This window comes from Chryseosolibacter indicum, assembly GCF_018598585.1.
GTDB classification, from domain to species: Bacteria; Bacteroidota; Bacteroidia; order Cytophagales; family Cyclobacteriaceae; genus Chryseosolibacter; species Chryseosolibacter indicus.
In genome coordinates this window covers 22,313-41,550 of record NZ_JAHESD010000035.1, presented here as the reverse complement: position 1 = coordinate 41,550, position 19,238 = coordinate 22,313, and the positions used below count along the sequence as shown (strand labels likewise).

Below are 19,238 nucleotides of genomic sequence, written 5' to 3'. Positions count from 1 at the left end.
TGAAATTCTTTCGGCGAATTGCTTATTTGCAAAATGATGAGTAATAAAATCCAGGTATTTATTGTGGACGACCACAAGCTGATAATAGAAGGACTGCGCGCTTCACTTGAAGCTGAAAGTGATATTGAAGTGATCGGTTATGCTACAGATGGAAATACATGCTGCTCATATTTTAAGGAGAATGGCGCCGACGTTGTACTTATGGATATCAGCCTTCCGGATGCAAGCGGCCTTGACCTTTGTAGTGAAGTTTTAAAATTAAGACCTTCAGTTAAAGTTATTGCTCTGACAACCCATACACAACGAAACTATATTAGCAAAATGATGAGCCTGGGAGCGCGGGGCTATATTTTGAAGAATACAGAAATTGATGAGATCAGAGAGGCAGTAAGGCAGGTCTATAAGGGACACATTTTTCTGAGCAAAGAAGCAGGCGACAACCTGTATCAGGTAGATATCAGTGAGAATAAAACTTTACCGCTACTTACACGTAGAGAGACAGATGTCCTTAAACTAGTTGCAGAGGGATTAACCGCACCAGAAATAGCAGAAAAACTTTGCTTGAGTCAACTTACTGTAGAAAGTCATCGTCGAAATATTATGACGAAACTAAAGGCTAAAAATGTTGCCTCGCTGATAAAAATCGCTATGGAGCACAATCTGATCTAGGCTATTATTACCTCCGGGCCAGAAATGCCCGATTGGGCCTTCGCTTCTACAGGTTGTATTGAAGATTCAGTAAGGTAACGCCTTACATCGCAAATAAGATGTATCGTGGTACCCTTTCCATATGCCGATGAAAGCTCATAGGTACCTCCCACTGATTCAATGCGGGCAATAAGATTCTGAATGCCTAATCCTTTAAATTGAATATTCTTTACATCAAATCCTTTTCCATCATCCTCAATAGTAAGGCTAAGACAACCATTGTCCATTCCCACCTGTACAATCCCAAAAGTGGCTTGGGCATGTTTAATAATATTATTCACTGATTCCTGCACTATCCTATAGATGAGCAGCTCCAGGGGAGGTGAAAGCTTTGGAATCGTGGTGACGGCATAGAAATTAATGCGAAGGGCCGAATGGCTAACACGCCTGCAGAAATCACGGATCGCATTTTCGAAACCTTCCTGAAGCAGGATTTCCGGCGCCAGGTTGTGAGAGATATTTCGTACTTCAATGCCTGCATCTGTAATAAGGGATAACGCTTTCTCGTAAAGTTTTTTATTCTCTTCATCGTTCTGGCAAGGCTTGAGAAGACTAAGGTGCATCTTCGCCGCAGACAAAATCCCTACTACTCCGTCATGCAGTTCCCTCGCCTGCCTTGTTCGTTCTTGTTCTTCGCCATTAATCTGTGCTTGCAAAAGCATTGCACGTTTACTGGCATGCACGATCCTCGCCCGATGTCTGTAAAATAAGAAGATGATTAAGCCACCGGAGCAAATAAAAAATAATCCTGACACTGACAGAATGATCCACTTATTTTTCCGCTGAATTTCGTATTCATGCCGCGCAATCAAAAGCTTCTGCTGCGCTAGCGTTTTTTCCTTCAATGTAGTCTGATATTTTAACTCCATCTCATGTACCCGTGACTGAGTAGTTTCATTCAGAATGGAATCTTTCAGAACATCATACTTCTTACGTAGCACAAGAGCTGCATAAGGTTTCTTAAGCTTTTCTTTTAAATTAGCACCAAAAAGGTAAAGTTCCTTTAACTCATTCATTGTGAAATTTGCTGACTCCGCTTGACGTAAACTCTTTTCAAAACACGCTTCTGCTTTCTCAAATTGTCCAAGCTTTTCATAAGACTTCGCTAACCCATCGTAAATATAGATGGCATAGTCCGGCGGTGAGTTGTCATCCATCAGTGACAGTGCCTTCTTATTCCATTCCAGCGCCAGCTCATATTCTTGCTGAAGTAAGGCAACTTCTCCTAAATTAATATACCCATCCATTACCAAAGGCATATTCTTACCTTTATAAGCAATACTAATTAATTGGTTAAGGTGTGCCTTAGCATCATCAAACTGTTCATTAAGAATTTCGCTACACGACAAGTTTACAAGACTGTTACCAATGCGTGCTGTATCTTTTAATAGCTGCGCAGTTTCATACCCTTTCCTGGCATAATAGAGACACTTCTTTTTGTCTTTCAAATCCAGAAAGATGGAGGCGAGGTTACTGTAGTACTTGTGAATATTTTTATTGTCACTTAAGGATTCAGAAGCTTTAATTGCAAGAATATAATTTTCCGCAGAGCGGTCGAGATCACCCAGCGCATGACATTGTACACCAATATTATTATAAGCATTGGCTACCATGGCTTTGTTGCCAACTTCCATTGCATATTGCAAGTGCTCTTCACTGACCCTAAGCGCTTCTTTAAACTGAAGCTGACGATATAGAAAATGCGCATATGCACCCGCGTATTTAAAGTAGCCCGAATTGAAATGAAGCCGTTTTGCTAGTGTTCCTGCCTTTAAAAAATAATATCTGGCTGAATCAAGCTCGCCATTATCCGTTTTAACCTTTGCAGCATCCAATAGGAACTTTACCTGTAGCGTATCTCCTACCTCAGAACCCATGAAAAGGAACGGTGGAGGAATAAGGCCATTTACATGCTTCCCAACTGTTTTTCCGCCATGAAGAAAGATGAATAGAAGCAGCAGGGTTCGAACCATAGCAAGGGGGTTAGAAAAGCATTATACGAATACTTTGCAAATGGGTTCCAAAAGTATCTTACATTTAAAAATCTGGCTAAAGTTAAAAAAACTACAGATCAATAGGTTCGAACACTTTCGTACAATCTGACAATCTATCATATCCCATAAAACCAGTATTTTTCAGTATAAAATCAGTAATTCATCGGTTGGATAATGATCTATTCATTCATTTTAGGGAAATTACCAATGACTTATTATCCATTTCGCATTTACAAATAGCTAACTGTTCTCATGAGGTAAATTCCGGAAATTAATGAAATCCTATCTCCTTTTATTTGCAATCCTATACGTTGCTAGGGTTACATACTGTTCATCTCAACCTATTGACATTAACGAACTGGAACGTAAGTTAAACGAGCACAATACCGATTCGGCTCGAATGATGATCTTAACGCAACTACTGTTCCTGAACACGAATACCGATACCGCAAAGGCAAGGAAATACTGTAATGAAGCACTCTTGCTGGGAGATAACGTTAAAGATCCCCGTTTAAAGGCAATGGCTTATCGGGCCGCTGGCGTTTTACAAGAACACAATTACAAACACGATATAGCGCTTCGTTACTTCTACATGGGTTTAGCGCTTCTTACTTCTGATAATGATCGTTTTGCTGAGTTTTTAAAAGCTTCTATTACGATGAATATTGGCGATACTTATCTTGGAAAAGTAAACCTTTCATCAGCCATTACTAATTATCTTGAAGCCCTTCGTTATTTCGAAAAGAAGCAATCCAACCATCCCACGCTTGTTTTTCTATATTGCAACATTGCGATCACATACGCGTTATTTGAAGTCTCCGACAAGAACAGGTTTTACACAAGTAAAGCAGTTGAAGTTGCGGAACGCATTAATAACAAAAGGGCAATGGCATATGCATATAGCTATCGCGCCAGAGCCGAATTAGGTTTTAAACCAGTAGATTACAAAAAACTCGACTACTATAATGACAAGTCCTACGCCTTATCATCAGCACTGAAGGAATTGTACTGCCTTGGCCATTATTACAGTATACGCGCTGCTAAGCTTCAATTGCAAGGTATGCTACAGACTTCTATAGAAGAAAGTGAAAAGGCGATTTCTTATTATGATGAAGTACATGCATACTCACCTCTGGCAGAGGAAAAATATTATATAGCAACTACAGAAAGAAAGTCAGGGCTTAAAAAAGAGGCAAAGAAAAACTTGCTGGATGCGTTGCGTATGTCCTATAAGATAAATTGTGTCTTCACCAAACGCCTTGCCGTCAAAGCATTGAGCGAGTTAACTGAGGAATTAAATCAACCAAAGGAAGCTTTTTTCTATTACCGTAAATATCTGCAAATCAATGACAGCTTGCTGCAAGCGGATAAGCATGCGCAAATATTTATTGCTGAAACGCAATATGAGTCCGCTGTACAAAAAGAGAAGATAGCTGCGCTTGAAGAGCAACGCGAAAAACAAAATGTTATGATTCGCGAAAAAAACCAGGACAACAGATTACTTATCGCAATTATTATCGGAGCATCAGGTATCGTCTTTCTAAGTTATCTATTCATTCGCGAAAAGCAGAAAATAATTTTAAAAAACAACGAGCTACAGAAACAACGCATTTCTGAATTGGAAAAAGACCGCCAATTTATAGCCATTGAATCTCTTCTTAAGGGTCAGGAAGAAGAACGCAGCCGTCTTGCCCGCGATATTCATGACGGGCTTGGAAGTGTGCTTTCAAGTGTGAAACATACACTCTCCAGCATAAAAGGTGATGTAACAATAACAGGCGATCATGTCTCTGTTTTTACCAGGTCAATTGATATGATTGATTTCTCTATATCGGAGCTCCGCAGGATTGCTCATAACATGATGCCAGAGGCGCTTATACGCTTCGGCCTTAACGAAGCACTGCAGGATTTTTGTAATAATCTAACTACGCCGGATTTCAAGGTCGAATTTATTTCCATCAATATGCTTCGACGATTTGACAATTCAAAAGAAATTGCCGCATACAGGATTGTGCAGGAGCTCATTACCAACACCCTCAGGCATGCCGCAGCCACAGAAGTTATAGTTCAGCTTATAAAGAATGGCAACCTTATTAGCCTTACAGTTGAAGATAACGGTAAAGGATTTGATAGTGCAAGCTTGAAAACTTGTAAAGGTGCAGGATGGGCGAATATTTATAACCGTGTAGATTACCTGAATGGTAAAATCGATTTTGACTCGAAACTCGGCTCGGGAACTTCCGTTATAATAGAATTTACTATTTGATTGATGGCTATACGTTTGTTTATTGTTGATGATCATAGTCTTATTATTGAGGGGCTTCGATCCGCGTTGCAACATGAGCAGGATATAGAAGTTGTAGGACATGCCGTCAATGCTGTTTCCTGCAGAAGCTTCTTTGAAGGCAACACTGCGGATGTTGTTCTGATGGACATTAACTTACCTGATGGAAACGGTATTGATCTTTGTACCGATCTGCTCATTACTCATCCGTATCTGAAAATCATCGCGCTAAGTACTTTTAGCCAACGAAGCTATGTAAGTAAAATGATGGAAAATGGTGCACGTGGTTATATTCTTAAGAACACAGACATTGTTGAAATACACGAAGCCATACGTCAGGCATACAAGGGCAATATTTTTATCAGTAAAGAGGCCGGTAATACCTTATATAAACCACAAAGTAGTAACGATGCTGATGAGGTTTTACCCCTTACTCGAAGAGAAAAAGAGGTACTCAAATTTATTGCGGAAGGTTTTACAGCTCCTGAAATAGCTGAAAAGCTATTTGTCAGTCAGCTAACGATTGAGAGCCATAGACGAAACCTCATGGCCAAACTTAAAGCAAAAAACACTGCAGTACTTATAAAAATTGCAATGGACAGGTGCCTTATTTAATTCCCCTTCACGCAAGGAGTATACTAAAGAGAATACAATGAAGTCATCGTTAAGGTGATGAAGCTTTTAAGAGGAATCAATCCATTCTCAATTGCCAATTTGAAGAATGAATCTGGACAGCATTTGTCTCTGCACAAAACGAGACCGAACGGATCGCAGCCAATATGAAGGTTATAAATGTGAGTTAAATTCTTCGCCTTCATTTCATTAAATCTTTCGTCGGCAATACCGGCCAAAAGTTGTCCATCAACTGTAACATTCATATGCTTCTATGTCGTTAAGGATTGAGGATTGCTGGCGTTCAAAATCTACTGCATGCTGCGAGTAGTTTTCGAAACGCCAAAGCAACGCCTATGAATACAATAAGTCAACCAGGTAGCATTATTCAAGTGAATAAAGTTGTGATGATCGGAAGAATGTCCACCCTCCTAGAACAAGAATAAAAATAACGAGCGGCATTACCATGTCAAGCCAATGGATCTCCTGATCAGGTGACAAATATTCTGGCTTCAATTTCGACCAGTCTACACTTTCCACCGGCGCATTTTCAAAAATTTTAGGATAGAAAAACATTCTCATTTTTTCATGAAAACTGCTGGCACTATCGAGCAGTGTGACATAATCAGTCAGGCTAGTTCCGGCAAGATCATTTAAATGCATTTGAGTGTGGAGCGTTGGAAGTAGTTGAGCAATGCCTCGACTAGTTTTTTCACGCAAAAGAATTTTCTCTTTCATAGCCATGCTCTGAACCTGTGACTCATCATCACCCATCTGTTGCATCGCATAATACCAAAGCCAGCCAAACGAATCCTGCGGAATACCATACTTCTGAAACTGCGGATAGTGGGCGTAGAACCTCTGCATAGTAACCTCCTTGGGCATGTCCCATTTTTCATGATAAGCATCACGTTGCTTTACCATAGTCCCCAATGATTCAGGGACAGGATAAAGAACCGAAACGAGATTGTTAATGGAAGCAGGTGCAAGAATGGTGAGCAGGACCCAGATTGTAAGCAACGTAAGAACGTTAAAACGGGAACTTTTTTTAAACACGGATAACCAGAAGCACAACGTAAACCAGGACGCGATATATAATACGCTTATTAAAAAGAAAGCTAATAACGAAGTGCTCATGGGAAGTGAAAGTATAATAGCTGCAATTATCATTAGCATCAGTAGTAGACCGTAGATAAATATGGCTCTTACGAGAAGCTTGGCTAGCAAAAATCGAAATGCCGACCTCGACTGTACGGTCAACAGCTTCCAGGTTCCCGACTCATCATCCTCCGACAAGAGATTAAATGTAAACGCAATAATCACAAGTGGAAATAGGTAGATGATCACGAAGCCGAGATCAAGGTTTCCAATTTGCAAATGAACCGGATTGGCCAGATCTGTATCATACTTTTGACCTTCCAGTGTTCGAATCGTGACACTTTGAATTGCAGGATTTATATCCCGCTGGCCAATAGATAAGCCAGCGAGCTTATCTGGGGCATTAATCAAAGAGAATTTTATATAATAAAGCAGGAGTCCCATTTCATCATGCGCTGCAACATTGCGTTCGATATGCTTTTGCTGATGTTCTGTGATGCGTGATATTGTTTCTTTCTGCTTTAGCAGAAATTGCCTGCCTATGATAATCGCAACTATTCCCATGATCAACAGGAGGATCAGGGCGAAAATTGAGATACGTGATCTCAAGAATTGTTTAATAAGAAGTGAGTACATGGCTAAATGGCTTTAAGTTTTTTAGAGATACGATCAGTTACAATCCATGCCCCGGCGCACCACAACAACAACGCGATGATTGATACGATTTCGTGCTTTAGGGAAGTACCGATTGAGACAAAGCTAGGTTTAAAGTCCGGCACTTCTTTCCAATGATGCCTATCAATGACGTACGGTTTATCACTTGGGCCAAGTTTTTTATTACTAATGAATTTCATCTGCAGTTCATTCATTTTCTGCGCGAGCTGGTAACGATATGCTTCAGATTCATCCTGGAATACTTTGTATGATTCAAAATCAGTTCCGGAAAGCGCCATAGAGAGGTTCCGGACAGCAGTGAGTGGGTTGATGAACGAAGAGAATTTTGTAAGACTGTTTTGCTTTTCATAGACGTTCAACAATTTTTTTAAATGATCATTATAAATATTCGTGCTAATTTTTTCTCCTTCCCGCATAACAAATCCGCTGTAGTTAAAAGGAAGTTCTTCTACCGACTCTACATGATGGGCCTGAAGCACAGAGTCCTTCAGGTGCTTGTAACGTGGATCACTCGGGTTGTGGCTGTCTCCCTCCCTAAGAACATCTTCTTCAATGGCAGTTTCAAATTCAATCTTAGAAGGCGTTGGAAAAAAATAGCTTCCAACAGCTTGAGTGGTTCTTGGAAGGATAACGGCCAGAAGCAGCCAGACTCCAAGGAGAACCATAAGTGCATTTTTTGAAGATGAACTTGTTGCAGACACAACAACGGTAGTAATGCAAACCACAGCTATAAATACATGATAAACGACAAGCAAGCCAGCATAGCGGCCCAGGCATTCGACGTTAATGGACGCGCTCGACTCCATTAACAACGCAAATGTAATCAGCATTACAGGCACAAGTACCAAACACACAACGGCAAACAAGCCTAACGACTTTGCAATTAATATTTCCTTCCAACCCCCGCCTTGTGTCAGGATAATTTTGAGTGTACCGTTTTCACGGTCAGAAGAGACTGCACTGAAACCAAGAAATATAACCACCAGTGGCAGGATGATCTGAAGTAACATCGCCATGCTAATTTCTCCAAACCGTAACAATCCAGTAGAGAGACTTGCCTCTGAAAAATTTATTGTGTTCTGTTTGTGTGCTTCCAGGTAAACTGCATTTCCTGTGAAGCTTTCAAGACCGAAATCAAAGACACTCAGCGGGTGTTTGATTCTGAATGCAAAAGATCCAAAGTGTGCCATCCTATGCGGATGCTTATCGGGATTGTTCTCCCAGCTTTCCCGTGCTTTTGACTGGAATTGTTCTCTCATTCGATTCTGATCTTTAAAGGTTTTCCAACCCGTATATGCTGCATAAGCTACCGTCAGCATGAGCACAACCAATATTCCATAGATTGCTTTTGAATGGAACGTGTTTTTAACAAAGTTCCTGGCGATCAATAATACAATAATCTGATTCATCAACTTAGAATTTATAAGTGGCAGTAAGCATGAAGTTTCGTGGCGCACCAGGGAAAAGACGCAGGTAATTCTGCGCTCCTATCCAATATGTTGTATCAAACACATTGTTGATATTGAGTGCGAGTTGCATGTGGGCCTTCGACGGCGTGTAGTACAGTGCAACATCCATTATGGTATACCCGGGAACTTCAAACGAGCGAGAAAACCATGGAACCTTACTCCCGTTGTATTGCATCCCCACTCCCACACCTAAGTCGTGAAGGGTTGACTGCGAAAAATTGTAACGCATCCAGATATTACCACTGTGAGTGGGGGTATTTTCTTTTCGCCTGCCATTCAAAATCTCGTTGCTGTCTTCAACAATTCTGGCGTCTATAAAGCTGTAGGAAGCATTGATCTGAAGGTCAGGAGTAATATAACCTGAGAGTTCCCATTCAATTCCACGGCTTCTGTCTGCTCCACGTTGCACAAGTGAATCAGGAAATGCCGGAAGATTTGCATTGATGAGAATATTTTTTTGATTGATCTCGTATGCAGCCAATGTCATGATTATTCTTCCGCCAAGCAACTCAGATTTTGCCCCCAGTTCCTTCAGGTCACTGATCAATGGTTTAAAACGTGCTGGCGAATTTGGATCCCAGAAAAATGCGCCTGTGCTAGGCATCAATGACACAGTGTTGGACTGTGGCTGGTAGCCCTCCAGGTAAGTAGCATAAACGTGAACTTGTTTAACAATCTCGTACGTTACTCCTATTCGCGGAATCAGCGCGGTGTTATCAAATGATGCCTCAGAAGGAGCTTTGTAGTTTGTTATGTCCTCAAACCATTCATTTCTTAAACTCAGCAACGCAGACCATTTTCCAATTTTAACTTGCTCCTGAATATATACTGCATTTGTGCTTGTCATTGCAGATGGAACGGCGGTGCGCGAGTTCATGGTGTAATCATCTACATTACGAATTGTGTAAGAAGGATTACTGAGGTTGAAATGATTCACGTTCGGCTTAGGCAGCGTTCTTCCGTCAATTGTTATTGTTTGATAGTTGGATGCATTCGCAGGAATGAATGAACTGGCAACGGTCCCATCATTCAGCAGAAATCCTCTTGCAGCGTTCTGTCCGCCACCCTTTGTCTTATGCCACCTACTCAAATCATATCCGGTCAACAGTTTATGTCTCACGTTGCCAGTATTAAAATCAAAGTTTAAGTACGCTGTCAGGTTATCGGTGTTCCAGTATTGCTGACGCTGCACAAACTGCATTGCGGCAAGATTTGTTACGGGTTCGTTATTAATATCAACTGCGAAAGCATTAGTCGTACGATGCTCCTGAAGATTTTCGGTCCAGGTTTGTTTCATATACGTTGTATTGAACCCAATCTTTGACGAAAACTGATGTGCTACGCTGGTCATAATGATCATCTCTTTGGATTTGAAAAAGTCATTTGCAGCACCAAGATTTAAGCTGATTGGAGTACTGTTAAGATCTGTGGCACCGGCAATTGCACCAAATATGGGCTGGCCACGATCCAGCGTACCTGTGCTATTACTATAAATCATCTCTGCGTTGATTGCAGTTTTGTCACTGGGAATATAGCTTATGGATGGGGAGACAAGAACTGCATTGTTTTTTACGAGGTCCCGAAAAGACCTTCCTTCCTGTAGCCCACCGTTAATTCTGTAAAGCAAAGTTTTCGATTCATTCAAAGGTCCAGTAAAATCAAGTGTTGCACGCATAGTACTAAAGCTACCAACCCCCATGCTTACTTCCCTGCGTTCGGTAGCCAAAGGCTTCTTGGTAACCATGTTGATGCTTCCACCCGGGTCGACACTTGAGAAGGTTACTGAAGCGGGACCTTTCAACACTTCGATTCGTTCAATGTTTGAGGTGATGGGTTGAAGGAAATAATATTGGCGTGTACGCATGCCATTAATGATCTGGCCCTCTTCGTTCTGACTGATTCCTCTAATATTGTATTGATTATAGAAGCTGGATGGCGACACACCACTTACAATTTTTACTGCATCTGCCAATTGAAAGGCTTGTCTGTCTGAAATCAATTCTTTCGTAATGGTAGACAGGGATTGAGGCAGTTCTTTGTTTTTGATACCAGACTTCGTTGCTGAAAACGAATAGTCACTGTGGTAATCCCGATCGATCCTTCCTACTACTTCCACCGTCTGCAATTCCTGTGTGTATTCTGTCAGAACAGTGGATCCGAGGTTATAGATTTTTATTTCATTAAACGTATATGAGCGAATGTAAGGATCATATCCAACGGAGCTGATCTCGACGTCATAAATACCTAGTGCCCGAAGTTCAATTTTAAAAATTCCACTTTCATCTGTTGTGCCTCCATTTGCATTGCTGCCACTTTTGATAGTGACAGAGGCCCCTGTCACAGCTGCCTGAGACTGATTTATAACTCTACCTGTCACAACAATTTGTGCCCATCCTGAGGAGCACGTCATTACGAAGAGCAGAATTGATATAAGTAATAATCTTTTCATCCTACTGAATATTTTAAATAGTCTCCAGATAAAGTTGTTGAAGCTGATTAGCGTTGATGTCGTGGGTGGTAAGCTCGTGAACAAGTACACCCTCACGCATAATCCCAATGCGCGTTCCGACATTTACAGCATTAAAGATGTCATGTGTTGCCATGAAAATTGATTTACCTTCCGCGACAAAGGCTTTGCAGAGCTCGGTGAACTCGGCTGTAGCCTTTGGATCAAGTCCGGATGTAGGCTCGTCCATGAAAATTACATCTGCTTTTTTTGACAATGCTATTGCGATCCCTACCTTTTGCCGCATTCCCTTTGAATAAGTTGATAAACGCCTTGTCTGCGCTTCTTCCTGCAAACCTGATTTTGTTAGAAAGACTCTTAGTTCTGCCTCGGAATATGAGAAGCCCGCCAATCGACTAAAGAAGTCAAGGTTCTCTATGCCGGAAAGATTTCCATACAATTGAACAACTTCAGGTATATAGGCAATCATTCTATTTGTTGCTGCTCTATTGGTTTTCACTTCACTTCCATTGATTAAAGCTTCGCCACTAGTCGCATCAAGAAACCCAAGAAAGATATTGATTGTTGTTGTTTTGCCAGCTCCGTTTTGGCCGAGCAGACAATAGATCTCGCCTTTGCGGACAGAAAGATTCAGGTTGTCCAAAGCCTTTCTTCCATTAAATTCTTTTGTAAGGTTTTTTGCTTGAAGCATGATATTTATGTTTTAATAATTTCTTTGGCTCATTTACATATTGGACTCAATCCTTTTACACAAAGGATTATTGTACTTATATATTAAGCTGAAAGTGCGCTCCCTATCAACACTCGGCACACTCATTTACTGAATGCTTTTAAGGGTAGCATTTTCTAAAATGAAGTTTAGGTGATTGATGTCTTTATCATTTAGTTTAAGCGTGCCACTCACTTTAATAATCTGATCGGCTTTAAATTTTGGAGGCTTTGAAGCAAAAATAATCTCGGATATAGATTCAGGCCCGGCACCTCCGCAGAAGAAACATTGTGCATACGGACTCTTTGACAGGACGATGGTATATCTTCCTTCAAGATCCATTGGAATGTAGTAGCCTTCGAGTGTTAGCTCTTTCCCTTCGTAGAACCTGATACGCGAATCAAAAAAAGGAATCAGAAAGTATTCATTGACGTCCTTGACCAGTTGCGGTGTAAACTTCACTTTCGCGAAAATATCCCATCCATTTGAGGGTGGTTGTTTTGTTACACCTATTGCGAGCATAATTGCAAACAGAATGTTCATGATGTATGTGATTTTTTACAGAAGCGAATGTTTAAAAAGTGCGCTATCACCACTAACCCTGCGCCAGAAGAAGCAAAGACAGGTTCATTAACATCAAGAGACAACCGACTTACCCCAATAAGAATAAATCCAAAAGACAAAATGATAATCGGTAAAAGCTTTCTGTGATGTTTTACATATGAAGGAACGAGCGATGCAACGGCGATCAAACCACTCAGCATCAATACTGCGGTCTCAATGCTATCGTTATGTAAATAAGCCCACCCAGTAAATGCAGACATGGACACAACTATGGGAACTGCCATACAATGGATAGCACACAATGCAGAAGCCCACATTCCGGTCTTATCTAAAAGATATGACCTTGAAATCATTCTATTGTTTTTTACCACTTTTAGTAAACGTTTATATTAATTCAATAGCAATACCGTTTTGCCTGCTGTGATGATGAAGTAGCAGTGTCAGGTTCGGTTAATGCTTAACTTTATACTTTGACCCGGCTTCACCTCAGGTTGATGAGAATGACCACACGTGGCAAATGGTTATCCCCGTTATTAATGAGTTTTTTCTTATGGAAAACTCAGACACAATGCCTGTGATTGGCAGCGTAAGAATACAAAGCCAGTAATAGCGTAATTGCTCCATTTAACATGGAATAAGAAATTCGACAAGTGAAGAATACTACCGTTATGGCAAAGGGAAGTTTGAAAGCTTATAGGCAAAAACCTCCGGGCTTAAGATAAATTAAGCGAGAACGGGAGGTGCTCGTGAAGAAGATATGACGGCCCAATAGCTATCACAATTAGACTTATAAAAGTCAAAATATGCAAACAAACAGTTCGTTAAGGCGAAGGTTAAATTCAATGAAAACATTTGATCATTCGGGTGAGCATGATCACACATTTGGCATTTATCAGAAATAATTAAGTGAGAACCGTGGTCACAACCTTGTTCTGTATCATTGTGATAAAGCAAGCGATGACAAGGATCTTTTTCCTGCTCATCTGAATGTGAAATCAAGGCCTTATGATTATGAGCGAATAAGTGAATCAATTGAACCTGAGATGAGGCGGAAAGATAAAGAATCAACAAAAGCAACGTAAACACCCTGAGGACGCAACGCTTTATCTTTTTGGATGTGATTCTGATATACATGTTTAAAATCAGGTGCTAATCTAGAGTGATTCTTCGATAAATGCAACATTATTGCATCAAGTAATTAACTAAATAATAGGAGTTGGGAATAAGTACCAGGAATCGGCATGGTGTTGCTTTTTATGTTTAAGTGCTCTACCATGATGTTAAGCATTCTCCACTCGTGTTGCACTCGTTCTGCACTCGCCATGCTTCTTGATGTTCGACGCTGATTGGAAATGATTTTGACACTATTTGTCAAAGCCCGGTTTATCTTTCCCAAAAACTACTATGGCACATGTAAGGGAAAATGATCTTACTGAAGGATTGAGCGGAAAATTTGGACGGAAATTCGTTTTTAAGCAACTAAGGGGCAAAACCATTGTAGCCCGGAGGGCGAAGCCGACTACGAAAGAAAGTGCGCTGCAACGGGAGAACCGCGATCGGTTTAAGAAGGCTTCGGCCTATGCAAAGGCTATGATGCTGATTGCGGAGAAGAAGGCCTATTACTGGAACATGGCTAAGGAGCTGAATCTCCCGAATGCTTATACAGCTGCGCTCTCTGATTATATGCGGAAGCCAACTATTGAAGAAGTAGATGTTGTTACGGAAGATTCTTCTTTGGCTATAAAGGTGAGTGCTACAAAGAAAGACTTTCGAATAAAGATGATAAAGGTAGTTGCATTAGGACAAGATGATGTAATTGTAGAGGAAGGGGATACTGTAAAGGATATTCAACGCTGGCATTATGTGTTTACAACACAGAAGGATATGATCAGTAAAATTAAGGTAGTTGTACAAGATGAGGCGGGGAATGTTTTAAGCAGGGAAATAATGGATGTAATTGCAGATGGATGCTTATGATTTAACGTGTATCAGAATTCTGGGAAATAGTGACTCCTGATGCGGATGAGATAAAATACTCCAGTATCATTACTAGTAGTAATATTGGCACAAGCCACAGGCGTGCGCCAGCAGTGGAAATAGTGACTAATGACGTGGATGAGGTAAAAATACGTCAGTATCTTGGGGCGTTGTTAGACTTTACTCGTAGTAGTATTGGCACACGCGCAGGCGTGCGCAGCAGTAGAGATAAATTGTGTTCGTTTTAACGCGCCTTGTATTTTCTTCACGTTACTTTTACCAACGGGAGCAACGCCCGTTGGTGTTAGCTTCAAAGACATGACGTTTTAATTATTTGGTGTGTTCTAGCAACTAGTATCTAAGCCTTACCCAAAACGCGAGGTGGTCTGACCCGTAGTTGTCGTCTGTCATAACTTCCTCTTTCAGCACTTCGAAATCATCCTTATGAGAATACACAATGTAGTCAATTCTTCTGGTAGGTTTTACAACAGGTATCGTAGGCGCCTTTAATGTGCTCGCATCGTTGAAATACTTCAGTAACTCCTGCATTGGCGCCTTCTCATCCGTGGAATTAAAGTCACCCCCTACTATAACAGGAGCATCGAGGTGCTCAGCTACTGATACTATCTCGCTGCACTGCAGAAGCCGGTTTTCCTCCAAGCTAACATCAAGGTGTGTGCTTCCAAAATAGACCTGCCTATTGCCCGGCAGTGTTACCTTAACCAATGCGAGGGCTCGGTCTTCACCTTTAAAGCCCTCGGTTTTAGGAAGCAATGTGGTTGACGCTTGCGTAATCGGATACTTCGATAGAATGCCCACGCCGTAAGCACCGCCCTCGTATGAAATGGCTTTACCAAAGTAATAGTGCATGCCCAGCATATCCGCCAATATTTTAAGCTGAAAGGTTTTACCTGACCTGATAGTGACGCTGTCCAGCTCCTGCAAGGCAACAAGATGCGCTCCTGATTTACGAATGGTCTGTGCAATGGCGCTCAGGTCGATAAATCCCTTCTCGCGGGATGGCGGATTACCATGATGAATATTGTAGGTCATTATGTTAAGCGGAGGATTTTTTGGTTGTGGGCTTTGGTTCTCCGCTGAGCTGCATGCTGTTACCAACCAAAGGAAGAATGATGGAATGAAAGTACTTATCATTTGCGCTAATGAATGTTTATTGTATAACGAAAACACGTTACTATTTTAAAGTTGATCATTAATAAACAAAACCTTCCTAAGAGCGAAGGCTTTAAGGAAGGTATTGACATACTATAAAGCTTTATGGTTCGTAATCCAAAATGGAAACAGGATTATACTTCGTTCGGTTGTCTTCTGCTGGCACCTTGATTTCCAATGTAGCAGTAGCGACGCCGTTTGTTACATTAAACTCTTTGACCATGACGATACCAAAAGCTTTATTCTGTGTTGGATCAAATTGTCCCCATCCGATAATAAACCCTGCACCGGGCTTTAAACTATTATTAAAACGGCGGTTGGTGCCATAGAAATTATAATTTTCTCCACCAGACGCAACAGGACCCCTCACCTTGGTATCGAGGAATTCCATCATCTGCCCGTCCCATTCAAGGCTATTGAAGGCGTCCTGGGCAATTGCATTCCTGTTTACTGTTATCATAGTATAGGGAGCTTTAGAGAAGCTCGTCATATAAGGAGCGGTAGCATTTTTGTAGTCTGCACCTGCTGCAAACACAGACGGGGCCATAATGTAAAAGTTGGTAGCATTAAACTTTATCAGCGCAAAGTCCATCATTACGTCATTGGCCGCAGCATTTGCTACATCGAAAACATGTGGCGCACGATAGGCTGAAAACCAGTTATTCAACCCGGAGCCAACAGCTGAGGTAAGCTTTACATCCGCGAAGTGAAGAAGTTTTGTATACACTTTTTCAACAACAAACTCTGACACTTTTGTTTTGCCACTCCCGTTTTGTCCGGAAATACGAATGGCTTCGATGGTTTTATCAGGAGCGAAGCTGATCACAAAAGAAAATTCATCATTAGGGTTACCTATTGTTATAGGCACTTCTGTTCCATACACGCCGTTTGCTTTAATTGCATATGTGAGGCTAGACATAGGGGAACCTGAGGACACTGTTCCATTCAGTGTGTTTTCTGAATTAACATAAGCAATTGGAATGGTTGTCTTGCCCCCTTCTAAAGTAATGTTAACGCCATCACCTACAACGGTCGCTATCCTGAATGTATCTGCTGCTATTCCCTTATAGATATTTTCCGCTTTAATAATGATACCAGTAAGACCCTTAGAGATTAGTACATTAACGACAAAAGGTACTTGTTTTTTATCTGCAAGAGCTATGGCTTTTTCTTCGGAAGCTGTACCATTAACAATAGTTTGATAAGTAACGGCAGATAAATCGAATTCAGATGTAACAAGGCCTTCAACGTTTAACACTTTGTTTTCAAAGACAGTCTCGCGGTACTTAACATTGTCTTTAAATGTGAGCACCGGTACTGTTCTGATGTTTGCCGGGGTGAAGTGAATCTCTGAATTATTGTTTTTCCGGTCAAAAGAAATAATGACAAGCTCTACAAGATCCGGTGCTACTTTAAACACTATTTCTTCGTTTATCTCTAGTGGAAAATCTACTTTATCAATAGTAACAGGGGTACCCGATGAAGTTCCGTTGGCTGTCCTTGTAACGAAGTAATATGCAAGCCTTCTCACCCCAATAGATGATTTTACGTTTACACCAATCCTTATCTCTTCTCCTACACTAAAATTGTCTACATGCTTAAACTCCTCGCTTATGGTAATGATTGGTGCTTCGGGGCCTTTCTCATCTTCCTGGCAGCCTGATAGGGTTATCCATAATATCAAGGAAAAGAAAATATGTTCTATTAGATGTCTGATGAGTTTCATAATATAAATTCTTGTTTTAATTCCAGTAAGGGTTCTGCTCCAGGTTAGGATTCAAAGTTCTGTCTTCAACAGGCAATGGCCACAAGTAATCACGCAGTTCATTAAATGTTTTGATGATATTCTTGTTGGTTAAAATGTTTCCTTTTGTACCGTTCGAAAGATCACTTGCAGGTATTTGGTATGGTCCTTTAGCAGGAGGTTTGCTACCGCTATATACCTCTACATCCATGGTACCATTTTTATCGAGGTCATAAAGTCCTGGCCGAGGAAAATACATTCCCTGGAATGTGGCTGTTAGCAGATGACCTTCTTTCCATCTCATCAAATCTTCCCATCGCAGCCCGTTTTCCATGACAAGCTCAATGCGGCGTTCTCTCCTTATTTCGAGAATAACACCAACGTTGTCTCCTTTAACGTTTTGATACATTGCCATGAGATAAGGATCAGGCAAAGCATTGGCTTCAGCAACATCAAGGTTTGGCATACCTACGCGGTCTCTCAATAATCTGATCGATTTGTCGATATCTGCCTGAGTAAGAATGCCAAGCTCTGCTTTTGCCTCCGCATAATTGAGCAATACTTCTCCGAATCTAAAAAGCAGGAGATCCTGAATTGACTGGTTGTTGCCATCATAGGTAACGGCGTTCATCCATTTAATAGGCTGGTAACCCGTCATGGTGGCTTCGAAGTCAGGGGCAACAGGAGTTTTCTCGCCTATTCTTGTGTAGCCCGGGGTGCGAATTGTCTGCGCGAGGCGCGGATCTCTGTTTTGTACCTCATCATAAAACTGCAAGGTGTCGTATCGTGGTATATCGGTGAACCGTGAACCATCGGCCATGAGGTAACTGTTTACCAGTCTTTTCTCAAGCCCTGGTTTTCCTTGTGTTCTTGAAGTAATGTAAAATTGAAGGCCGTGTTTTAGTCCCAGGTCACCCGAATAACGACGACCAAGAATAACTTCATCGGCGACGGGGTCGAGTTTAAGTGTTGCAAACAAATCCTGGTAAGGCTTACCTGACGGCCCTGTTGTTTTTGTATAAACCTGGTATGGGCCATCATTCATGAGTGCTTCAGAGGCAGCAACACATTCATTCAAAAATCTATCTGCGTCAGGAAGATTAAATTCCGTGTGATATTTTCTCCATGTTCCCTCGTACAAACATATGCGGGATTTTAAAGCAAGTGCTGTCCACTTTGTAACGCGCTCAACATCTTTAGCAGCATCCAAATGATCTATAGCAAAATTAATATCTGCTAATACAGAGTCCATTATTAATGTACGAGGATCACGTGGCTTATATAAGTTCGCCTCATCTGTTGGTTCAATCACTACGTTGTACCACGGAACATCACCATAAATTTTCACTTTCTCGAAATAAAAGTAGGCCCTGAAAAATCTGGCAAGCCCAACATATTTATCTCTGATGGCGGCATCCTTGTAGTTCTTTACGTTTTCACTGTTCAGTAAAAAGTTAATGCTTCGCAGCGGCCTCCAATCCCACTTAGAATCTGTTGTGGGGACTAATCGAGTGCCGGCGATCTCCCTATCTACAGATGATTTAACAATGTTGTCTGCCGACTCCCCATAAATTGCCGCATCTCCGGGTAAATACGAATAGAAGAGATTCGTGTAGGTTCTAAAATCACTTTCCGTCTTAAAGAATGTAGGAGGTGAAGCTGATGCTGTAGGATACCTTTCCAGGAAATCATCGTTACACGACATTGCAACTAAAGCGGAGGCAGCTATAAGTATAGCGCTATTAATATTTTTCATAAAAAAAA

The 19,238-nt window shown here is 41.2% G+C and carries 16 protein-coding genes; 4 read left to right on the top strand and 12 right to left on the bottom strand.

Annotation, left to right across the window (positions count from 1 at the left end; translation table 11 throughout):
- The first annotated feature begins 33 nt into the window (after positions 1 to 33).
- Positions 34 to 669, top strand: coding sequence for a response regulator (locus tag KK060_RS15105; RefSeq protein ID WP_254154593.1), 636 nt, complete (start codon positions 34 to 36; stop codon positions 667 to 669).
- Here the strand turns inward: KK060_RS15105 and KK060_RS15100 are convergent.
- A complete protein-coding gene (locus tag KK060_RS15100; protein WP_254154592.1) occupies positions 666 to 2,681 on the bottom strand; it encodes a tetratricopeptide repeat-containing sensor histidine kinase in 2,016 nt (671 codons plus the stop codon). The two genes, KK060_RS15105 and KK060_RS15100, sit on opposite strands and share 4 nt — an antisense overlap.
- A 295-nt stretch (positions 2,682 to 2,976) precedes the next feature.
- Here KK060_RS15100 and KK060_RS15095 point away from each other — a divergent pair, with 295 nt between their 5' ends.
- Together KK060_RS15095 and KK060_RS15090 are read left to right on the top strand one after the other, a co-directional pair.
- On the top strand, positions 2,977 to 4,968 hold the full coding sequence (locus KK060_RS15095; protein WP_254154591.1) for a tetratricopeptide repeat-containing sensor histidine kinase: 1,992 nt from the start codon (positions 2,977 to 2,979) through the stop codon (positions 4,966 to 4,968).
- A 3-nt stretch (positions 4,969 to 4,971) separates the two neighbouring features.
- On the top strand, positions 4,972 to 5,601 hold the full coding sequence (locus KK060_RS15090) for a response regulator (RefSeq protein ID WP_254154590.1): 630 nt from the start codon (positions 4,972 to 4,974) through the stop codon (positions 5,599 to 5,601).
- Positions 5,602 to 5,624: 23 nt separating this feature from the next.
- Here KK060_RS15090 and KK060_RS15085 read toward each other — a convergent pair whose 3' ends face one another.
- The 7 genes from KK060_RS15085 to KK060_RS15055 form a co-directional block, all read right to left on the bottom strand.
- Entirely contained in the window at positions 5,625 to 5,864 is a 240-nt protein-coding gene (locus tag KK060_RS15085) for a hypothetical protein (protein ID WP_254154589.1), read from the bottom strand.
- 118 nt (positions 5,865 to 5,982) lie between these two features.
- Positions 5,983 to 7,332, bottom strand: a complete 1,350-nt coding sequence (locus KK060_RS15080; protein WP_254154588.1) for a DUF3526 domain-containing protein — start codon at positions 7,330 to 7,332, stop codon at positions 5,983 to 5,985.
- Between the two features lie 2 nt (positions 7,333 to 7,334).
- Entirely contained in the window at positions 7,335 to 8,780 is a 1,446-nt protein-coding gene (locus tag KK060_RS15075) for an ABC transporter permease (RefSeq protein ID WP_254154587.1), read from the bottom strand.
- 4 nt (positions 8,781 to 8,784) lie between these two features.
- Positions 8,785 to 11,289, bottom strand: coding sequence for a TonB-dependent receptor (locus KK060_RS15070; RefSeq protein WP_254154586.1), 2,505 nt, complete (start codon positions 11,287 to 11,289; stop codon positions 8,785 to 8,787).
- A gap of 13 nt (positions 11,290 to 11,302) precedes the next feature.
- Positions 11,303 to 11,998, bottom strand: a complete 696-nt coding sequence (locus KK060_RS15065) for an ABC transporter ATP-binding protein (protein ID WP_254154585.1) — start codon at positions 11,996 to 11,998, stop codon at positions 11,303 to 11,305.
- Positions 11,999 to 12,124: 126 nt separating this feature from the next.
- Positions 12,125 to 12,559 carry a hypothetical protein gene (locus KK060_RS15060; RefSeq protein ID WP_254154584.1) on the bottom strand — a complete coding sequence of 145 codons (435 nt, stop codon included), beginning with the start codon at positions 12,557 to 12,559 and terminating at the stop codon, positions 12,125 to 12,127.
- Entirely contained in the window at positions 12,556 to 12,933 is a 378-nt protein-coding gene (locus KK060_RS15055; RefSeq protein WP_254154583.1) for a MerC domain-containing protein, read from the bottom strand. Before KK060_RS15055 ends, KK060_RS15060 begins: the two co-directional genes overlap by 4 nt.
- A 1,051-nt stretch (positions 12,934 to 13,984) precedes the next feature.
- Here KK060_RS15055 and KK060_RS15050 point away from each other — a divergent pair.
- Positions 13,985 to 14,557 carry a hypothetical protein gene (locus tag KK060_RS15050; protein WP_254154582.1) on the top strand — a complete coding sequence of 191 codons (573 nt, stop codon included), beginning with the start codon at positions 13,985 to 13,987 and terminating at the stop codon, positions 14,555 to 14,557.
- 173 nt (positions 14,558 to 14,730) lie between these two features.
- Here KK060_RS15050 and KK060_RS15045 read toward each other — a convergent pair whose 3' ends face one another.
- The 4 genes from KK060_RS15045 to KK060_RS15030 all read right to left on the bottom strand — a co-directional run bounded on the left by KK060_RS15045 (position 14,731) and on the right by KK060_RS15030 (position 19,230).
- A complete protein-coding gene (locus tag KK060_RS15045) occupies positions 14,731 to 14,877 on the bottom strand; it encodes a hypothetical protein (RefSeq protein ID WP_254154581.1) in 147 nt (48 codons plus the stop codon).
- 31 nt (positions 14,878 to 14,908) lie between these two features.
- Positions 14,909 to 15,712: an endonuclease/exonuclease/phosphatase family protein gene (locus KK060_RS15040; protein ID WP_254154580.1), complete on the bottom strand. Its 804-nt coding sequence runs from the start codon at positions 15,710 to 15,712 to the stop codon at positions 14,909 to 14,911.
- 121 nt (positions 15,713 to 15,833) lie between these two features.
- Entirely contained in the window at positions 15,834 to 17,456 is a 1,623-nt protein-coding gene (locus tag KK060_RS15035; protein ID WP_254154579.1) for a hypothetical protein, read from the bottom strand.
- Positions 17,457 to 17,472: 16 nt separating this feature from the next.
- Complete coding sequence (locus KK060_RS15030) at positions 17,473 to 19,230, bottom strand: RagB/SusD family nutrient uptake outer membrane protein (protein WP_254154578.1); 1,758 nt, start codon at positions 19,228 to 19,230, stop codon at positions 17,473 to 17,475.
- Between the last annotated feature and the right edge of the window lie 8 nt (positions 19,231 to 19,238).